An 18,436-nucleotide genomic window follows, 5' to 3' on the forward strand; every position below is an offset into this window, starting at 1 on the left:
ACGGCTGCGACGCGAAATTGAAATTAGGGGATCGACGCCGCCTCGGTCTGCTGCGCCGGAAAGCCCCGGATCGCCGCAGCCGCCAGCTTCGGGGCGAGCACCGCTGGCGCATCCGCGCGTGTGCCCTCGGCCTGCGCGGTCAAGGCACGGCCGCGCCACGCCGGACCCGTGCCGTCACGCCGCACGATCTCGACTTCCAGCTCGGTGACGATCAGGCCGCGCAACTGGCGCTTGTCCGACGGCAGGGTAACCCCGACCGCGGCCCCCCAATTGCCGACCCCGCCCGCTGCGCGCGGCTCCTTCTCATCCGACGTCACCGCGCCGCGCGCGGTACGGGTCAGCTTGATCCGCGCGACGTAACGGCTGCGGCTGGTCGCCGGGAGCGCCATGAAACGCGCGTCGGACAGCGCTCGCTCGACCGCCTCGGCGAAGATCTGCCGCACCGCCGCCGGCGCACCATCAGCCGCCATCGGCTCGACCGCGACGGTGCCGGGGGCCAGCGTTTCGGGCGTCTGGACCATCGCGGCCACGGCCGTCAGTCCGATCAACATCGCGTGCACCATCAAAACTCCTCATCCGCCGGGACCGGCTCGCGCCGTCGCCGCTCGCGTTCGACCGGTGGCTCCTCGACCGCTTCATCGCCCGACTGATCCTTGGGTTGCGTCATCTCGATGCTGCCGTCGCGGTTCAGCCGCACGCCGACACCCTCACCGCCGAACGACCCCTCCAGCTCGATTGGCGCATCGATGAAATTCTCGCCATCGTCGATCAACAGGTCGGACGCATTGTCCACATCGGCCGCCACCGGCTTCGGTCGCGCGCTCACGCCCAGCGCCTGACCCATGAAATCGCGCCACACCCGTGCGGGTGCCCCCCCCCCGGCAAGGCCCGGATTGGGCGTGTTGTCGTCATTGCCCATCCACACGCCGGTGACGATCCCGTCGGCATAGCCCATGAACAGCGCATCGCGATTGTCCTGCGTCGTGCCGGTCTTGCCGAACGTCTCAACCGACAAAGCCGCGCCGCGCCCGGTGCCTTCGCTCACCGAAGCCGCCAGCAATTCGCGCATCCCCTCCAGCTCGCGTCGCCCCAATGGCCGTCGCAAATTGGAAAAGCGCGCCAGCCAGCCCGGCTCGTCCGATTGCGACAGGCCGCGCGGCTGGACCGGTGCCTCGCCATTGGCGATCGCGGCATAGGCGGCGGTCAGTTCCAGCAGCGAGACGGAGGAGGTGCCCAACGCGATCGACGCCTCGCTGTCGATCGGCGTGGTGATGCCAAGGTCGCGTGCCGCGCGGATCACCGCCGCCGGCCCGACATCCTTGATTAGCCGCGCCGCCGCGACATTGCTCGACCGCGCGAACGCCTGCCGCAACGTGATCTCGCCCAAGTAACGCCCGTCGCTGTTCTTCGGCGACCAGTCGCCGATCGTCACCGGCTCGTCGAGCACCATCGAGTCCGGCGTCATGCCGCTGCGCAACGCCGCCAGATAAACGAACAGCTTGAACGTCGATCCCGGCTGCCGCCGCGCCTGAGTCGCGCGATTGAACGGCGATTGCCCATAATTCTTGCCGCCGACCATCGCAATCACGCGCCCGTCGGGCCGCATTGCGACGATCGCGATCTGCGATTTGCGTAAACCCGCATTGCGCACCGCGCGTTCGGCGGCGCGCTGCATCTTCGTCTCCAGCGTCGTCGTGACCGTCTGTTCGGTCGCGATCTCGCCATCATTGTCGCGCGCGGCGGGCAGTACCCAGTCGGCGAAGTAAGTGCCGGTCGGCAAAGCCTTGCTCCGCGCCAGCCGCAACCGCGCGGGCGAAATATCCGCCGCCTCGGCCTCGGTCAGCAACCCGGCATCGACCATCGTGCCGATCACCACCGCCTGCCGCTCCTGTGCGCCCTTCAAATTCGACGACGGGGCCAGCCGCGACGGGGCCTTGACCAGTCCCGCCAGCATCGCCGCCTGTCCGGTCGTCAGTTCCACCGCCGGACGGCTGAAATAATGCCGCGCCGCCGCGTCCAGCCCATATTGATTGTCGCCGAAATAGACGTTGGACAGATAGCGCGACAGGATCTCGTCCTTGGTCAGCCACGCCTCCAGCCAGAAGGCGATCAGCACCTCCTGAAACTTCCGCCCGAATGTTCGCCTGGAATCGAGAAAGGCGTTCTTCGCCAGCTGCTGCGTGATCGTGCTGCCGCCCTGCGAGCTGCCGCTGGTGAAGACGTTATTGACGAAGGCGCGCAGGATACCGCGCGGATCGACGCCCCAGTGCGACCGAAAACGGCGATCCTCGACCGCGACGAACGCGTCGACGACATGCACCGGCAGCGCCGCTGCATCCACGGGCTTGCCCACCACCGCGCCGGTCTTGGCGATCGGATCACCCTCGGCCGACAGCAACGTCACCGACGGCGGCACGGGCGGCTCCAGCGATTTGGACAGGGGTGCTGTAAAGACCAGCCACGCGACCGCCGCCAGAAACAACAGGATCAGTGTGGCCAATATCCGCCCGAACCACCGCCAGCGGCGACGGCGATAGGCGACCGGCAAATTGCTCGTATAGCCACCCGGCGGCAGGCCACCGCCATTCGGGCCGCCGTTCGGATGGATCGGGCCAGCGGTTGCGCGCGCGTCCGCGATCTCGGGGTACAATGTGTCGTAACGCATGGGGCCAGTCACTGTATTACCCCATTAGAACAGCGGGTTCAAGCGCCCGCCGCCGCGCGCGATGCGAAGCGGCGGGCGCTCGCGTCATTTGGCCGCAGGTTTCGCCGCCGATGCCTCCATCAGGCCCGGCACATAAGCCCCGCCCTCCAGCACCTGCAGACTCGATCCCGTCAGGTCGCCGCCGATCGGCTGCGCCTTGCCGCCCAGGCACTTCGCCAGGAATCCTTCGCTGATGCCAAAGAAGCTGAGGCGATTTTCCGGCCGCACGAACCCGTGCCCCTCGTCCGGATAGTTGATGTAGGTCACCGGCAGCTTGCGCGCCTTCATGGCTGCCACGATCTGGTCGCTCTCCGCCTTCACCACGCGCGGATCGTTGCCGCCCTGTCCGATCAGCAGCGGCTTGGTGATCGCATCGACCTTGCTGATCGGCGATTGCGCCATCATCCGCTTGAGATCCTCGGGCTTACCCGGATCGCCGATATGCTTGTAGAACGTCCCTTCCAGGATCGGGCGCCAATAGGGCGGGAAGCTCTCCATCAACGTCTTCAGGTTCGACGGCCCGACGATATCCACGCCGCACGCGAACGTCTCCGGCGTGAAGGTCAGCCCGACCAATGTCGCATAGCCGCCATAGGAGCCGCCCATGATCGCGACCTTGTCCTTGGTCGTGACGCCGCCCTTGATCGACCAGTCGACCGCGTCGATCAGATCCTGATGCATCTTGCCCGACCATTCGCCGATCGCGGCGTTGACGAAGCCCTTCCCGAAGCCGGTCGATCCGCGATAATTGACACTCAGCACCGCATAGCCGCGATCAGCCAGCCACTGATGCGCGCTGTTATAGCCATAGGCGTCGCGCGCCCATGGGCCGCCATGCACGAACAGCACCAGCGGCACCGGCTTGTCGGGCTTGCCGTCCTTGTTGGCATCCGAACCGGCGGGCAGCGTCAGATAGCTGACCAATGTCTTGCCGTCGCCGGTCGGGATTTCCACCGGCCACATCGGCTGCAGCTTGTACGCCGACAGGTCCGGCCGCGTCTCGTACAGCTTGGTCAGCGTCTTCGCCTTGCGGTCATAGATATAGGCCGTCGCCGGTGCCTCCGCCGCGCTTGCCGCGACGATCATTTTCGACCCGTCGTCGGTCGCCGACATGATCGAGACTTCGCCCGGCAGCTTCGACTTCAGGAAATCGAGATCGCCCTTCGCCTCGGCGTTCAGCGGCGTCCATTCGTTCTTCAGATAGTTCACCGAATAGGCGATCGGCTCATAGGTCTCGGGGTCGGTCAGCAGTCCCTGAATATCCGCTTTCTCGCTGCCCGCGATCACTTCGGTCTTCAGGCTGGCCGCGTCCATCTTCACCAACGCCGCCTTGTCGCGCCCGCGACTGTCCACCCAATAGAGCGTCGTGCCGTCGCGGTTGAAGCCGATTGGGCTGGTGGTGAAGAAGTCCTCGTTCGCCACCGTCAGCACTTCGGCCCATTTGCCGTCCGCGCCCGCGCGGAAATATTTGGAGCCGCCGCCCGGCACCTGCTGCATCGCAAAGCGGGGCTTCAGCATATTGTCGGTCACCCAGCCGCCATAGCCGGGGTTTTCCAGCACCAGCTTCTTGGCACCGGTCTTGTAATTGATCTCCCACAGGTCGAAAAATTGCGGGTTGCGGTCGTTCAGCCCGACCAGCACGACGTCGGGACGCAGCTTGCTCACGCCCTGAATCTGCGCGCGCACCTTGTCCACCGCCGGGGTCAGCGCGGTGTCCTTGCCATCTGCGATCGCCACCGAATGGATGCGGAAATTCTCGTTCCCGCCGGCATCCTGCTGATAGATGATGTGCTGCCCGTCGGGTGCCCAGAAATAGCTTTGCAGCCCGCGCTTGGTTTCCTTGGTGATTGCCTTCGCCGCGCCGACATTGGCGATCGGCGCGACCCACACGTTCATCACCCCATCGACCGGGGCCAACCAGCTGACATGCTTGCCATCGGGGCTGATCTGTCCGCCCGACCGGCTGGGGTTGCCGAAGATCTTCGCGCGCGGGATCAGCGTATCGGCCCCCGCTTGCGGCGGCGTTGCGACAGCAGCACCTGCGCCAAGCAGAACCGCGCCCGAAAGCAGGGCGATAACGAATCGTTTCATGGTGAAGCCTCCCGTTGAATAACGGAAGGCTATCACGACAAGTGTATTGTTACAATAATACAGCCCGGACTATTCGACCCGCACGAAATCAAGGTGATGAAAGTCGTAGCTGAAGTCTGCCAGCGGCGAGAGCGCCTTCATCTTCACCCCCGTCACCTTGCCCGCCGCCACGGCGAAACTGACCACCGCATCCTCGCCCGCCCCCGGTGCGAACCGCGTGCGGAACGCATCCGGACCCCACGGCTCAAGCACACTCTTGAACGCCGCCGTCGGCACGAACTCGATGTTCAGCTTGCCGCGCTTCACCGCGACGATGATGTCGCCATACCAGGCATCCCGGTATCGCCCGGCATAGGCCGTCAGCGCCAAACTCGGCCCGCCCTCCGGCGGCTTCGCCTCGCTCGCCGCCATCGCCGCCACATCGGCATCGCGCGCCAGCTTGGTCCGCGCGACCGTGCTGCCGACCCAGTCATAAGCCGGCGTCACCCCCAGCAGATGATCGAGCAGCGCGTTGCGGATGCCGCCCGACACCGCATCCTCGGTGTTGCTGAATACAGCGACGCCGATCCCGGCGGAGGGGATGAACGCGGTCTGCGTCACCTGTCCCGACAGCCCGCCCGAATGGCTGATAAGCCGCTTGCCCCGGAAATCCTGCACGATCCATCCCAGCGCATAGCCCTGCATCACCGGGCGCGCCGGGTTCAGGTCAGTGCCGCCGTCGCTCGACGCCATGATCGTCTGCGGCTTCCACATTTCCGCCGCCGCTTCCTTGCTCCACAGCCTTTTGCCATCGGGCAGCGCGCCCAGCGCCAACTGCGCCTCCAGCCATTTGGCGATGTCGGTCACGCTGGCGTTGATCCCCGCCCCGGCATCGACCAGCGCGCCCTCGTCCGGCTGGATCACCGTCATCGCCCCGCTCCCACGCACCGGCGGCCCCATCCGCCCGTGCCGCCCCGCGACGTTCTCGGTCCTGAGCAAGTCACGCGACGCCACCGCGTCCACCATCCCCAGCGGTTTCAACAACCGTGCAGCGATGAACTCGCGCCAAGACATCCCCGACAGCCGCTCGATCAGCACCCCCGCGACGATGTAGAGGATATTGTCGTAATCATAGCCCGACCGGAACCCGCGGACGGGTTTGAGCACCTGCAACGCCCGGATCACCTGTGCCGCATCGGCGCTCGATTGCGGAAAGTACATCAGGTCCCCCGCCCCCAGCGGCAGGCCGGACCGGTGCACCAGCAGATCGCGCACAGTGAACATCCCCGTCACCGCCGGATCGGCCATCCTGAAATCGGGCAGATGCTTCGTCAGCACATCGTCCCAGTCCAGCTTCTTCTCCTCGACCAGCATCGCCAGCGCGGCGGCGGTGAACGCCTTTGAATTGGACGCGATCCCGAACCGCGTATGCGCGTCCACGAGTGCGGCCCTGCCCAGCGTCCGCACGCCATAGCCCTTGAGGAATGGCGCAGCCCCCTTCCGCACGACGGCGATACCGACCCCCGGCGTCTCGAACGCCTTCATGAATTCCCCAACAATCCGGTCGATCGCGGCATCGGGCGACGCGGCATCCTGCGCCCAGACCGGCAGGCTGAATGCCGCCGCCCCGCCCAGTCCCAACGCCAGCGCGCGCCGCCGATCCACCGTAAACCCGCTCATCGAAAACCTCCGCTTCAGCCGCAGCCTAACCTGCAAACGCCGATTGTCGAGGACGGGAGGATGGGTCTGAATTTCGTCCAGGTGGAGCCGAAACGTGGGATTTGCGAGCACCGGAGCGTAGCGTACTTCAGTATGTGAGCACCGGAGCACAGGAAATCGCGCGTTGCAGGCCCGCCTGGGCGGAATTCAGACCCATCCTCAGGCGAGCAGTTCGATGTCCCAGTAAAGCCAATCCCGCCACGTCTCATGCAAATACCCCGGCGGAAAGCTCCGCCCATGGTCCTGCAGCTGCCAGTTGGTCGGCCGGATCGGCGCGACGTGCAGCGGCATCGCGGCCTGTTTCGGCGTGCGCCCACCCTTTTTCAGATTGCACGGCGCGCACGCGGTGGCGACATTCTCCCATGTCGTCCGCCCGCCCTGTGCACGCGGAATGACATGATCAAACGTCAAATCGCGCCCGGTACCGCAATATTGGCACTCGAACTTGTCGCGCAGGAACAGGTTGAACCGCGTGAACGCCGGGAATTGCGACGGCCGCACATATTGCTTCAGCGCGATGACCGACGGCAGCTTGATCGCCGCGTTCGGGCTGCGCACCTCGCGCTCATAATGGCTGACGATGTCGACGCGATCCAGGAACACCGCCTTGATCGCGGTCTGCCACGGCCACACGCTCAACGGATAGTATGACAGCGGGGTGTAATCGGCGTTGAGCACCAGCGCGGGGCACCCGTCAGGATGGCGGATCAGATCGGGATGGTACATGGTCCCCCTCGTGCCCGTTGCAGCCAGTCCGCCTCTCGCCACGAAGCGTTACGTCGTCATGACACCATATGGTATGACTCGCGGTCAAGGCCCTACAACATGATCGTGACGCGTTTCGCGCCAAGTCCTACCGGACGGTTGCATCTGGGCCACGCTTTCTCCGCAATCCAGGCGCACGACTTCGCCCGCGCACGCGGCGGTCGCTTCCTGCTGCGGATCGAGGATATCGACGGCACCCGCAGCCGCCCCGAGCATGTCGAGACGATTCTGCGCGACCTCGAATGGCTCGGCCTGAACTGGGATGGCGACATCGTCTTCCAGTCCGACCGCCTCCCCCGCTACGAAGCCGCCCTCGAAACCCTGCGGTCCCGCAACCTCATTTACCCCTGCTTCTGCACCCGCGCCGACATCGCCGCCAGCACCAGCGCCCCCCATGGACCCGAGGGCGCAATCTACCCCGGCACGTGCCGCGGGCTGCCAGCACCGGACCTGTCAAAGCCGCACTGCTGGCGGCTGGATATGAAGGCTGCTCTCGTTGCGACGGGGGATGCCCCGCTCACCTTCCACGACTCCCGCCACGGCCGCACCATCGCCCGGCCAGCCCTTCACAGCGACGTCGTCCTCGCGCGCAAGGACGCCCCCGCCTCGTACCACCTCGCCGTCACGCTCGACGACGCCGCGCAGCACGTCACCGATATCGTGCGCGGCGAAGACCTGCTGCCCGCCACGCACGTCCACCGTCTGCTTCAGGCTTTGCTCGACCTGCCCACCCCCAGCTACCACCACCACGCCCTGCTCACCGGCCCGGACGGCCAACGCCTCGCCAAGCGCCACGACGCCCCCACCCTCGCCGCCCTGCGTGAAGGCGGGGCCGACGGCCGCGCCCTCGCCGACACGCTGCGCGACGGCAAACTGCCGGTTGGAATCCGCGCCGAAAATCCCTAAATACCGCGCACGGGAACCCATCGAACCCTATCAGGAAACGCCCATGAAAATCTTCCTCATCCTCCTGCTGATCGCCGCCATGATCGCAACCGTCGTCGCGCTCGTCCGCGGCATCGTGTCCTTCCTGAAAGTGACCGAGGAAGACCTGAAAAACGGCACCGGCCCCAGCCAGGCCGCGCTCAAATCGAACAAGATGATGCAGCAGCGCATCCTGTTCCAGGGCGTCGCCATCGCCATCGTCGCGCTCCTGTTGCTGATGGCGAGCAGCAGCTAACGCCGTTGGTAAAACTAACCAAAATCTACACCCGCACCGGCGACGACGGCACCACCGGGCTGGTCGACGGTTCGCGCTTGCCCAAATCCGACCCCCGCATGGCCGCGATCGGCGATGTCGATGAGGCCAACAGCGCAATCGGCGTCGCCATTGCCGCGCTGGGCGGCGCGCACCCCGCCGACCTGCTGGAGTCGATCCAGAACGACCTGTTCGATCTCGGTGCCGATCTCGCCACCCCCGGCGAGGACTTCACCCCCGGCGAAATGACCCTGCGCATCGTCGCGCCCCAAGTCACCCGCCTCGAAACCGCGATCGACGCCGCCAACGAGTCGCTCACACCCTTACGCAGCTTCATCCTCCCCGGCGGCACCCCCGCCGCCGCCGCACTCCACCTCGCCCGCGCGATCGTCCGCCGCGCCGAACGCAGCGCTGTCGCCGCGGCCAGCCAGGTTTCGCTAAACCCGCTGGCACTTCAATATCTTAACCGCTTGTCGGACTTGCTCTTCGTTCTTTGCCGCAGCGTGAACCTTTCGGCGGGCGGAGACGTTTTATGGAAACCAGGAGCCAATCGCTGACGTAACGACTTGTCGTCCGTCGCATTCTGGTCTAGGAGAACAGAATGCGAACGAAGGCGATGCCCGCCGCGTGTAGCTCAACGCTTGAAGCGCGGTTCCACCGGGTCCGCGACCTGTCCGTGCAACTCGCCGCGCCCCTGTCCGACGCCGACGCCACGGCCCAGTCGATGGGCGACGCCTCGCCCGCAAAATGGCATTTGGCGCACACGACATGGTTCTTCGAGACCTTCATTCTGCGCGATCACGTTCCCGGCTATGTGCTCCACGACGAACGCTTCCCGTTCCTGTTCAACAGCTATTACGAGGCCGAGGGTCAGCGCCACGCGCGCGGACGTCGCGGCATGCTCACCCGCCCCTCGCTCGACGAAGTGCTGGCTTATCGCGCCACCGTCGATGCCGCGCTGATCGTCACGCTCCCCGATTTCCCCGACGTCGCCCGCGCGCTGGTCGAACTCGGCTGCCAGCATGAGGAGCAGCATCAGGAGCTGCTGCTCACCGATATCCTGCACCTAATGTCGTACAACCCGCTCGAACCCGCACTCTTCCCCGCAGCCCCCAAAATCCCCGTTGGCGTCCCCGACCCGGTCGGCTGGATCACGGGCAAGACGGGCGCGCATGAAAATGGTGTAAATCCGTCAAGTGTGTCAAAAAACGAAACGCCACCGTTCAGCAACTTCGCTTTCGATTGCGAGACTCCTCGCCATGCGACCTTGCTTCATCCCCACGCCATCGCCGACCGCACCGTTACCAATGGCGAATGGATTCAGTTTATCGAGGACGGCGGCTATGCCGACCCGCGCCACTGGCTGTCAGACGGCTGGACGTGGGTAAAGGCGCAGGCGATCGATGCTCCGCTCTATTGGGAACAGCGCGACGGCATGTGGACCCGCTTCGGCCTGGACGGTCGCCGCGCAATCGACCCCGCCGCCCCGGTCACTCATGTCAGTTTTTATGAAGCCGACGCCTATGCCAGCTGGGCCGGTGCGCGCCTGCCGACCGAGGCCGAATGGGAATCCGCCGCATCCGCGCACGATCCGCTGTCGGGTAATCAGCTCGACGCTGCCGGCCCGGTTGAACCGCGTCCCTCGACCTCCGGCCCGGCGTTCTTTGGCGATGTGTGGGAATGGACCGGCAGCGCCTATCGCCCCTATCCCGGCTTCCGCACCGCCGAGGGCGCGGTCGGCGAGTATAATGGCAAGTTCATGAGCGGTCAGTTTGTCCTGCGCGGCGGCAGCTGCGCCACGCCGCGCGGCCATGTCCGCCCCAGCTACCGCAACTTCTTCTACCCCCATCAACGCTGGCAATTCACCGGCGTCCGGCTGGCGAAAGACCTCTGAGATGCTGAAACAGGAGATCGAAGACGGCCAGCGCAGCCTCGCCGATCCGGCCTTCCGCGCCGATGTGCTGAACGGCCTGAGCGCGCGTCCGCGCGCCGTTCCCGCGCGCTGGTTTTACGACCGGCGCGGGTCGGAGCTGTTCGAAGCGATCACGGCGTTGGCCGAATATTACCCGACCCGCACTGAAACCGCGCTGCTGGAAACCGTCTGCCCCGAAGTCGCAACCACCTTCGGCACCGGCGGCGCAGTGGTCGAGTTCGGCTCCGGTTCCTCGGTCAAGACGCCAATCCTGCTGCGCGCCGTCCGCCCCGCCGCCTATGTCCCGATCGATATCTCCGGCGATTTCCTGCGCGATTCCTCACGTACCCTCGCCGCCGCTTTCCCCGATATCGCGATACAGCCGGTCGAGGGCGATTTCCTCAAACCCCTGAACCTGCCGCGCGGCATTGGCGGCCTTCCCCGGCTCGGCTTTTTCCCCGGCTCGACCATCGGCAACATGGCCCCGGTCGCGGCAATCGACATGCTACGCGCGATGCGTGACTCGCTCGGCGAAGGTGCATCGCTGCTGATCGGCATCGACCGCATCAAATCGCCCGATATCCTGGTCCCCGCCTATGACGACGCACACGGTGTCACCGCCGCATTCAACCTCAACTTGCTCGCCCGGATCAACCGCGAGCTGAACGGCGACATTCCCCTCGACGCATTCCGCCATATCGCCCGCTGGAACGACGACCTCGCCCGCATTGAGATGCATCTGGAGGCCATGCGCGACGTGGATTTCGAGGTCGATGGCCGCCCGTTTGCGATAACCGCTGGCGAAACCATCCACACCGAAAACAGCCACAAATACGGTCCGCGCGACGCCCGCCTGCTGCTTGCAGCCGGTGGCTGGACCGTCACCGATGAATGGACCGATCCGGACGACATGTTCGCCCTTTACCTCGCAAAGGCCGAAGCTCCCGCCACCGCGCCCTAACCTCTTGCAATGTTGGATTTCGCCTGAGAGAATCCGGCCCGCTCTTTCTCATCGCCAGCCTCTTCACTCTCACGCGATAGCAGTGTGACTATTGTGACTTTTCGCTGCGAACAACTCGTCGGGGAAAGCGCGCAACCTCACCGAACTGGTCCGCGATCTCGCAACCGATCACCTCCCGGTCGCCGCTGACCACCCAGACATGCGCCTCGACGCCCTTGTCCGCGCTCTGCCGCACGCCATAGCACAGCGTCGATGCGATCCGCCGCCGCCGCAGCATCCAGTGTACCGCCAGTCCCTTTTGAAAGCACACCGTCCGCCACGGCACCCGGCGTGCCGCCGCTTCCACGGCCCAGCCCATCCGCACCAGTTCTGCCTGCTCGCCCGCCCGCGTCGTGCCGTCACCGCCCGCCATCGCCGCCACGCGCCGGAACCGCAGCACGCCAATCGCCAGCGAAGCCGCCGCCAGCGTCGCCGCCGCCTCCGCCACGATCAGGAAATCGCCAGCCGATCGGATCGCTCAGCCCTCCCGGACCAGCTCGACCAGTCCCTCGCGCTCGAGCTCTTCGAGCACCTCGGTCACATCCGCCGCACAGGTTTCGGCATCGACCTCATATTCCGCCGTCAGCACCGCGCAGATCTCGTCCAGCGTCTGCGGTGCCTCGATCAACGCCCATATCCGCGTCGCCGGGCCATTGAAACCATAGGCGGTACCATTGTCGATATGCAGGCCAACCAGCTCACCATCGACCTCGGCCTCGAGCAAACCAGCCTGGCGGGAAATGCGGGTTATGGGTCGGGAATCGGTCATGTCCCCTCCCTATCGCCCGCCTCCAGCGCAAGCAACGCGAACGACGCCAGCCAGTGGCTGCCCATATAATGATCGTCGAGATGCGGCAGGCTGGCCGCCAGATGCGCCGCCGCGGTCGCCTCCAGCAAATCGGTCAACGGCCCCGGTGCCAGCGCCGCCGCAATCCCTCGCCAGCACCACGCCCGGCTCAAATTCAGCCCATCAAGATGCGCGATCTTCCCGTCGCTCCGGTCGGACACATAAGCGGGTTCAAACAGCGTCACAGGTCGCCCCGCCGCCGCTTCCGGCAGAAACCCGGCAAACCAGTCGGCAAACTCAGCCCGCCCCAACACCCGGCTCATCAACAACGCTTCGCTCAGCGCCGACGACAAGAATTCGTCCCCACCCGGCTCCCACGCCTGACATCCCCGGTCAGCCCCGAACCAGCTTACCGCCCGCGCCTCGATCAAGCCGACAAGCTCGGCATCTCGATGCTCGGCCCATTCCAGCGCCATCGTCAGCGCAAAGCTGGTATTGAAATGCGTTCCCACCCGGATCGGATAGGTCAGCTTCGGCAAGTAGGCCTTAAACCGCTGGGCAAACGCCAGCGCCAGCGGCTCCAGCGCCGCCGCCCATGGCCCGTCATGCCGCGCCAGCTCGCCATGCAGCGCCAGCAACCAGCCCCAGCCATAGGGCCGCTCGAACGTCGCGGAATAGGGCCGGTCGAGATAGGCCCGCTCCCCCGCCACCTTGTCCGGCACCAGCATCTCGTCAGCCCGCGCCCGGATCGCAGTCGCCTCGGGCAATTCCGGAAACAGCCGCGCAATCCGCATCACCTGCCACCAGCCATGGACACAGCTATGCCAGTCGAAACTGCCGTGAAAGATCGGATGAAACTCGATCGGCGGGCGCGCATCCCCCGGCCCGGCCAGCACATGATCCATCTTGTACGGATATTGCTGCCCCAGATGCGACAATGTCAGCCGCGCGAACCGTCCCGCCGTCTCCGCATCCAGCCGCATCACCGAAACCCCAACCACCAGATCAACAGGATATTGACCCCCAGCAGCGGCAACGCCGTCGCCAGCTGCGCCTTGATAACCCCGTTGCGGTCTTTCAGTTCGAGTAAGGCGGCTGGCACCAGATTGAAGTTCGCCGCCATCGGCGTCATCAGCGTCCCGCAGAATCCGGCGAGCATCCCGATCGCCCCGATCACCGCCGGATCGCCGCCATATTGCCGGATCAGCAGCGGCACGCCGATCGCCGCCGCCATCACCGGGAATGCGGCGAACGCATTGCCCATAATCATCGTGAACAACGCCATACCGAGCGCGAACACCAGCACGGTCAGGAATATGCTGCCCCCCGGAATCACCGCCCGCGTCGCATCGCCGATCACCGTGCCGACCCCGGCGGCGGCGAACACCACGCCCAGCGCCGCCAACATCTGTGGCAGCACCGCCGCCCAGCCGATCGAATCGATCAGCCGCCGCCCCTCCTGCATCGGCGCCACTGCCGGCGGTCTCAACCACACGAACAGCACCAGCACCGCCGCCAGCACGCCGACGCCCAGCAGCACATAGGTCTCACGCTTCGCCTCGATCAGCCCCGAACTGCCCAGCGGCGTGTAATTGTAGAGCAAGGTCCCGATCAGTGCGGTTGCCGGGATGATGAGCGCGGGCAGGAACAGCCGGTTCCCCAACCGCAAGCTGAACGCCTCGCGCTCCGCTTCGCTCGTCGTCGGCGGATCGCCGCGCCCAATCGCCCCGAACCCAGCCAGCCCGGCAAGGCCCAGCACCAGCACCCCGTTGCCCAGATCGCCGATATAGGATCCGCCGAGCAAACTCAGCGCCATTAGCCCCCAGAACGCCGCATTGCCCAACCTTTTGCCATTGGTCCGGTCGAGCGCGCTCAGCCCAGCGAATGTCGAGAACATGAAGCCAGCGAGGATATACAGCGCCGACAACCCGATCATCGCCGCGCCCGCCCCAACCGGCGGTCGAGCAGCAACAGCCGCGCCGCATGGATGGCGAACGCGGCAATCGCCGTCGGGATCGCCCACACCGCCAGCTCCAGCGGGGCAAGGACGATGCCGTATGTCGCCAGCGTCGCCTGAATCAACACGATCGATCCAATGGCGAAGAAGATGTCTTCGCCAAAGAACAGCCCGACATTGTCCGTCGCCGCCGCCTGTGCCTTAACCGTCTCGGTCTCCTCCTCGTTCAAGCTGCCATGCTGCTGCTCCGCCGCCGCCAGTGCCATCGGTGCCACTAAAGGCCGCACCGTCTGCGGGTGACCCGCAGTCGAATGCAACCCGATCGCCGCCGTGATCTGACGATACAACAGGTAAAGGATCAACAGCCGCCCCGCCGTCGCCCGCCGAAACCCGCCAATCACCGCCCGCGCCCGCTGCTGCAGTCCATAGCGCTCAAGCAGCCCGATCACCGGCAGCACGATCCACACGATGGCAATGATGCGATTGTCGTTAAACGCCTTGCCGAACGCCGAGATCACCTCGACCGGCCCCATCCCCGCCAGCAAGCCGGTGACGAGCGCCGAGGCCGTGACCACCAGCATCGGATTGAGCTTCAGCGCGAAACCGATGACCACCACAAGGATGCCGAGCAACGGCAGCCAGCTCATGCGTTATACCCCCCGCCGCCGGGCGTCAGGATCGTGAACACCTCGCCGGCTTCCATCTCGACTGACGCCGTCGCGCCCAGTTCCTCGACCGATCCGTCAGCGCGCTCGATCCGGTTGACCCCCGCCGCACCGTCCTCACCGCCCGCGAACCCGAACGGCGGCACGCGGCGGCGGTTGGACAGGATGCCCGCACGCATCGGTTCGAGGAAACGGATGCGCCGCACCGCGCCGTCGCCGCCACGCGACGCGCCTGCCCCGCCCGATCCTCGCCGGATCGAGAATTCCTCCACCAGCACCGGAAACCGCGTCTCCAGCACTTCAGGGTCAGTCAGGCGGCTGTTGGTCATATGCGTCTGTACCGCCGCCGTGCCATCGAACCCCGGCCCCGCGCCCGATCCGCCCGCGATCGTCTCGTAGTATTGGTGGCGTTCGTTGCCGAAGGTGAAGTTGTTCATCGTCCCCTGCGCCCCCGCCATCGCGCCGAGCGCGCCGAACAGCGCGTCGGTCACCACCTGGCTGGTCTCGACATTGCCCGCGACGACCGCTGCGGGATAGCGCGGATTGAGCATCGACGCTTCGGGTACATGGATGGTGACCGCGCGCAGACACCCGTCGTTGAGCGGGATCGGCTCGTCCACCAGACAGCGAATGACGTACAGCACCGCCGCGCGGACTACCGACAATGGCGCATTGAAATTGTCCGGTTGCTGATCGCTCGTGCCCGTAAAGTCGAAGGTCAGCGTACTCGCATCCCGATCCACCCGCACCGCGACTTCGACCGCTGCGCCATTGTCCATTTCATAACGAAACACGCCATCCGAGAGTCCGGCGATCAGCCGCCGCACCGCCGCCGCCGCCTGATCCTGTACATGCCCCATATAGGCGCGGACGATATCGGCACCGCTCTCGCCGCACAGCCGCTGCAACTCGCCCGCTCCGCGCGCGCAGGCGGCGATCTGGGCGGAGAGATCGGCGATATTCTGGTCGATATTGCGCGCCGGCCAGCGTCCGCTGCCAAGTAGCGCGCGCGTCGCCGCCTCACGCAGCCGTCCATTCTCGACCAACAGGAAATTGTCGAGGACGACGCCTTCCTCCTCGATGCTGCGGCTGTCGGGCGGCATCGACCCAGGGCTGATCCCGCCGATATCGGCATGATGCCCGCGCGCCGCGACGAAGAAATCGGGCGTGTCGCCATTCCCTGCGAACACCGGCTGGATCACGGTGATATCAGGCAAATGAGTGCCGCCATCATAAGGCGCATTAAGCGCATAGACGTCGCCGCGCCGGATGCCGCGCCCGTCCGCGCCACGCTTGTTCAGGACAGTGCGAATGCTCTCCCCCATCGAGCCCAGATGCACCGGGATATGCGGTGCATTGGCGATCAGGCTTCCCTCGGCGTCGAACAGCGCACACGAAAAATCGAGCCGCTCGCGGATGTTGACCGACGTCGCGCTGTGGCGCAGCGCAGCGCCCATCTCCTCGGCGATCGCCATGAACAATCCCGCGAAAATCTCCAGCCGCACCGGGTCCACCGCAGCATCGACGGCGGCCCGCGCACGCGCGCTGGTTCGGGACAGCATGATGCACCCGACCGCATCGATCGCGGCGGTCCAGCCGGGTTCGACCACCGTCGTCGCCACCGGGTCGATCATCAACGCCGGCCCCGCGACATTCGCGTCCACCGCCAGTTCCGCGCGGCGATGGACGGGCGCGTCATGCCATTCACCGCCGGAAAAGATGCGGACCGTGGCTACTGCCGCCTGTCCGGTCACCGGCGGCGATGCCAGCGCTACATCCTCGGCACCGCCCGCCACGGCCTCAGCGCCCAGTCGGTCGATCACCACCTCGCCCTCGGGCGCATAGCCGAACCGCTCAACAAAACCTTCGACGAACGCCGCCCGCATCGCGGTGAACGTGTCGCCAATCACCTCGATCGTGCTCTCGGACCCACCCAGCCGCAGATGCGCGGCGATCTCGACCGTCTCGGCGGCGACGCCTTGCGCCGTCAGCCCAGCTCGCGCACGGTCCGACAGTTCGGCGACGGCGGCATCGAACACCTGCTGGTTCGCCGCGTCCAACGCCAACCCCAATGTCCGCTCGCGCAGCTCGCGCCGCTTCGCCAGCCCGATGCCATAGGCCGACAGTACGCCCGCCAGCGGGTGGATCAGCACGCGCTCGATCCCCAGTGCATCGGCGACCAGGCAGGCATGCTGCCCGCCCGCGCCACCGAAACAGGCGAGCGCAAACCGCGTCACATCCTGCCCGCGTGCGACGGATATCGACTTGATCGCATTGGCCATGTCCGCCACCGCGATGGCCACCAGCCCTTCCGCCGCAGCCTCGGGCGACAGGCCCGCCGCATCCGCGACCTCGGCAAGCCGCTCGCGCGATACTGCAATATCGAGCGGCGCATCGCCGTCAGGTCCAAAAAGCGCTGGAAAAAACGCAGGCTGCAACTTGCCCAGCGCGGCATTGCAATCGGTCACCGTCAGCGGCCCGCCGCGCCGGTAGCAGGCCGGACCCGGCACCGCCCCCGCCGATTGCGGCCCGACACGCAGCCGCCCATTCTCGAACCGGCAAATCGACCCGCCTCCGGCCGCCACCGTGTGAATCCGCAGCATCGGTGCCCGGATGCGCGCGCCCGCGACAATCGTCTCGCTGTCCCGCTCATATTTTCCGGCGAACAGCGACACGTCGGTCGACGTGCCGCCCATATCGAACCCGACAACGCGGTCGAACCCCGCCACGCGCGCCGTCTCCGCCATGCCGACGATGCCGCCCGCCGGGCCTGACAGGATCGCATCCTTGCCCCGGAACGACGCGCCGGGTGCCAGCCCGCCATTCGACTGCATGAACAGCACCGGCTGCCCGCCCAGCGCCGCCTCCAGCCCCTCGACATAGCGGCGCAGCACCGGCGACAGATAGGCGTCTACAACGCTGGTATCGCCGCGCCCGATCAGCTTGATGAGCGGCCCGACCTCATGGCTGACCGACACCTGCGCAAAGCCGATATCACGGGCGATCTCTCCCACGAGTGCTTCATGCGCCGGGTAGCGATAGCCGTGCATCAGCACGATTGCGATCGCGCGAAAACCCCTGTCGAACGCCTCGATCAGCGCGACCCGCACCGCGTCCGGATCGGGCGCGCGCAACACGTCGCCCGCCGCAGTCACGCGCGCATCGATCTCGACCACCGCATCATGCACCGGCGGGGCACGGCGAATCGCCCGCGCGAAAATGTCGGGCCGGTCCTGCGTCCCGATCGTCAGTGCGTCGCCAAAGCCGCGCGTGATCGCCAGACATACCGGCTCGCCCTTGCGCTCCAGCAAGGCGTTGGTGGCGATGGTGGTGCCGATCCGCACCGCCATCGGTGGCAACAATCCCTCGCTTACGCCCGTCAGTCGCCGGATCGCGGCGACCGCGGCATCGTCATAGTGGCCGGGGCTTTCCGACAGCAGCTTGGCGGTTTCGAGTGCGCCATCGGGCCGTTGTGCGACGACATCGGTGAAGGTACCCCCGCGATCGATCCAGAAATGCCAGTGTGCGGAGGAGATTTCGACTGTCACACCCCCTGATAGGCCGGTCGCATCGCCCCCGCCAGCGGAACGCGGCAGCATTCGCTCTCGAAAAGGTTGACCGCAAGCGCTTCACTATGGCAACCGCGCGGACCGGTCGCG

The 18,436-nt window shown here is 66.0% G+C and carries 16 protein-coding genes; 5 read left to right on the forward strand and 11 right to left on the reverse strand.

Annotated features, from left to right (window positions below; genetic code table 11):
* Positions 1-23 precede the first annotated feature (23 nt).
* The 5 genes from U1702_RS10985 to U1702_RS11005 all read right to left on the reverse strand — a co-directional run bounded on the left by U1702_RS10985 (position 24) and on the right by U1702_RS11005 (position 7,219).
* Entirely contained in the window at positions 24-563 is a 540-nt protein-coding gene (locus U1702_RS10985; RefSeq protein ID WP_332724336.1) for a hypothetical protein, read from the reverse strand.
* Positions 563-2,665, reverse strand: coding sequence for a transglycosylase domain-containing protein (locus U1702_RS10990; RefSeq protein WP_332724690.1), 2,103 nt, complete (start codon positions 2,663-2,665; stop codon positions 563-565). The genes U1702_RS10985 and U1702_RS10990 overlap by 1 nt, the downstream gene beginning before the upstream one ends.
* 84 nt (positions 2,666-2,749) lie before the next feature.
* Complete coding sequence (locus U1702_RS10995) at positions 2,750-4,795, reverse strand: S9 family peptidase (protein WP_332724338.1); 2,046 nt, start codon at positions 4,793-4,795, stop codon at positions 2,750-2,752.
* 69 nt (positions 4,796-4,864) lie between these two features.
* Positions 4,865-6,454 carry a serine hydrolase gene (locus U1702_RS11000; protein WP_332724340.1) on the reverse strand — a complete coding sequence of 530 codons (1,590 nt, stop codon included), beginning with the start codon at positions 6,452-6,454 and terminating at the stop codon, positions 4,865-4,867.
* Between the two features lie 198 nt (positions 6,455-6,652).
* Positions 6,653-7,219 carry an HNH endonuclease gene (locus U1702_RS11005; protein ID WP_332724342.1) on the reverse strand — a complete coding sequence of 189 codons (567 nt, stop codon included), beginning with the start codon at positions 7,217-7,219 and terminating at the stop codon, positions 6,653-6,655.
* A gap of 99 nt (positions 7,220-7,318) precedes the next feature.
* Here U1702_RS11005 and gluQRS point away from each other — a divergent pair, with 99 nt between their 5' ends.
* Genes gluQRS through egtD form a run of 5 tightly spaced genes read left to right on the forward strand, consistent with a single transcriptional unit; the run spans position 7,319 to position 11,329 of the window.
* Complete coding sequence (gene gluQRS, locus U1702_RS11010; RefSeq protein WP_332724344.1) at positions 7,319-8,164, forward strand: tRNA glutamyl-Q(34) synthetase GluQRS; 846 nt, start codon at positions 7,319-7,321, stop codon at positions 8,162-8,164.
* A gap of 43 nt (positions 8,165-8,207) precedes the next feature.
* Positions 8,208-8,438: a twin transmembrane helix small protein gene (locus U1702_RS11015; RefSeq protein ID WP_332724346.1), complete on the forward strand. Its 231-nt coding sequence runs from the start codon at positions 8,208-8,210 to the stop codon at positions 8,436-8,438.
* A gap of 5 nt (positions 8,439-8,443) precedes the next feature.
* The gene (locus U1702_RS11020; protein ID WP_332724348.1) at positions 8,444-9,013 is read left to right on the forward strand and encodes a cob(I)yrinic acid a,c-diamide adenosyltransferase; all 570 of its coding nucleotides are present in this window, start codon (positions 8,444-8,446) and stop codon (positions 9,011-9,013) included.
* Positions 9,014-9,057: 44 nt separating this feature from the next.
* On the forward strand, positions 9,058-10,350 hold the full coding sequence (gene egtB, locus U1702_RS11025; RefSeq protein WP_332724350.1) for an ergothioneine biosynthesis protein EgtB: 1,293 nt from the start codon (positions 9,058-9,060) through the stop codon (positions 10,348-10,350).
* A gap of 1 nt (position 10,351) precedes the next feature.
* Entirely contained in the window at positions 10,352-11,329 is a 978-nt protein-coding gene (gene egtD, locus U1702_RS11030) for an L-histidine N(alpha)-methyltransferase (protein ID WP_332724352.1), read from the forward strand.
* Positions 11,330-11,417: 88 nt separating this feature from the next.
* On the opposite strand, the gene U1702_RS11035 is transcribed toward egtD, so the two are convergent.
* Genes U1702_RS11035 through U1702_RS11060 form a run of 6 tightly spaced genes read right to left on the reverse strand, consistent with a single transcriptional unit; the run spans position 11,418 to position 18,376 of the window.
* A complete protein-coding gene (locus U1702_RS11035) occupies positions 11,418-11,816 on the reverse strand; it encodes a lasso peptide biosynthesis B2 protein (RefSeq protein ID WP_332724354.1) in 399 nt (132 codons plus the stop codon).
* Between the two features lie 30 nt (positions 11,817-11,846).
* Positions 11,847-12,137 carry a PqqD family peptide modification chaperone gene (locus tag U1702_RS11040; protein ID WP_332724356.1) on the reverse strand — a complete coding sequence of 97 codons (291 nt, stop codon included), beginning with the start codon at positions 12,135-12,137 and terminating at the stop codon, positions 11,847-11,849.
* On the reverse strand, positions 12,134-13,138 hold the full coding sequence (locus U1702_RS11045; RefSeq protein ID WP_332724692.1) for a DUF2891 domain-containing protein: 1,005 nt from the start codon (positions 13,136-13,138) through the stop codon (positions 12,134-12,136). The genes U1702_RS11040 and U1702_RS11045 overlap by 4 nt, the downstream gene beginning before the upstream one ends.
* Positions 13,138-14,091 carry a DUF979 domain-containing protein gene (locus U1702_RS11050; protein WP_332724358.1) on the reverse strand — a complete coding sequence of 318 codons (954 nt, stop codon included), beginning with the start codon at positions 14,089-14,091 and terminating at the stop codon, positions 13,138-13,140. Before U1702_RS11050 ends, U1702_RS11045 begins: the two co-directional genes overlap by 1 nt.
* Positions 14,088-14,759 carry a DUF969 domain-containing protein gene (locus tag U1702_RS11055; protein ID WP_332724360.1) on the reverse strand — a complete coding sequence of 224 codons (672 nt, stop codon included), beginning with the start codon at positions 14,757-14,759 and terminating at the stop codon, positions 14,088-14,090. The genes U1702_RS11050 and U1702_RS11055 overlap by 4 nt, the downstream gene beginning before the upstream one ends.
* Positions 14,756-18,376 carry a hydantoinase B/oxoprolinase family protein gene (locus U1702_RS11060; RefSeq protein ID WP_332724362.1) on the reverse strand — a complete coding sequence of 1,207 codons (3,621 nt, stop codon included), beginning with the start codon at positions 18,374-18,376 and terminating at the stop codon, positions 14,756-14,758. The genes U1702_RS11055 and U1702_RS11060 overlap by 4 nt, the downstream gene beginning before the upstream one ends.
* Positions 18,377-18,436 lie beyond the last annotated feature (60 nt).

The sequence above is a fragment of the Sphingomonas sp. LT1P40 genome, assembly GCF_036663835.1.
GTDB lineage: Bacteria > Pseudomonadota > Alphaproteobacteria > Sphingomonadales > Sphingomonadaceae > Sphingomonas.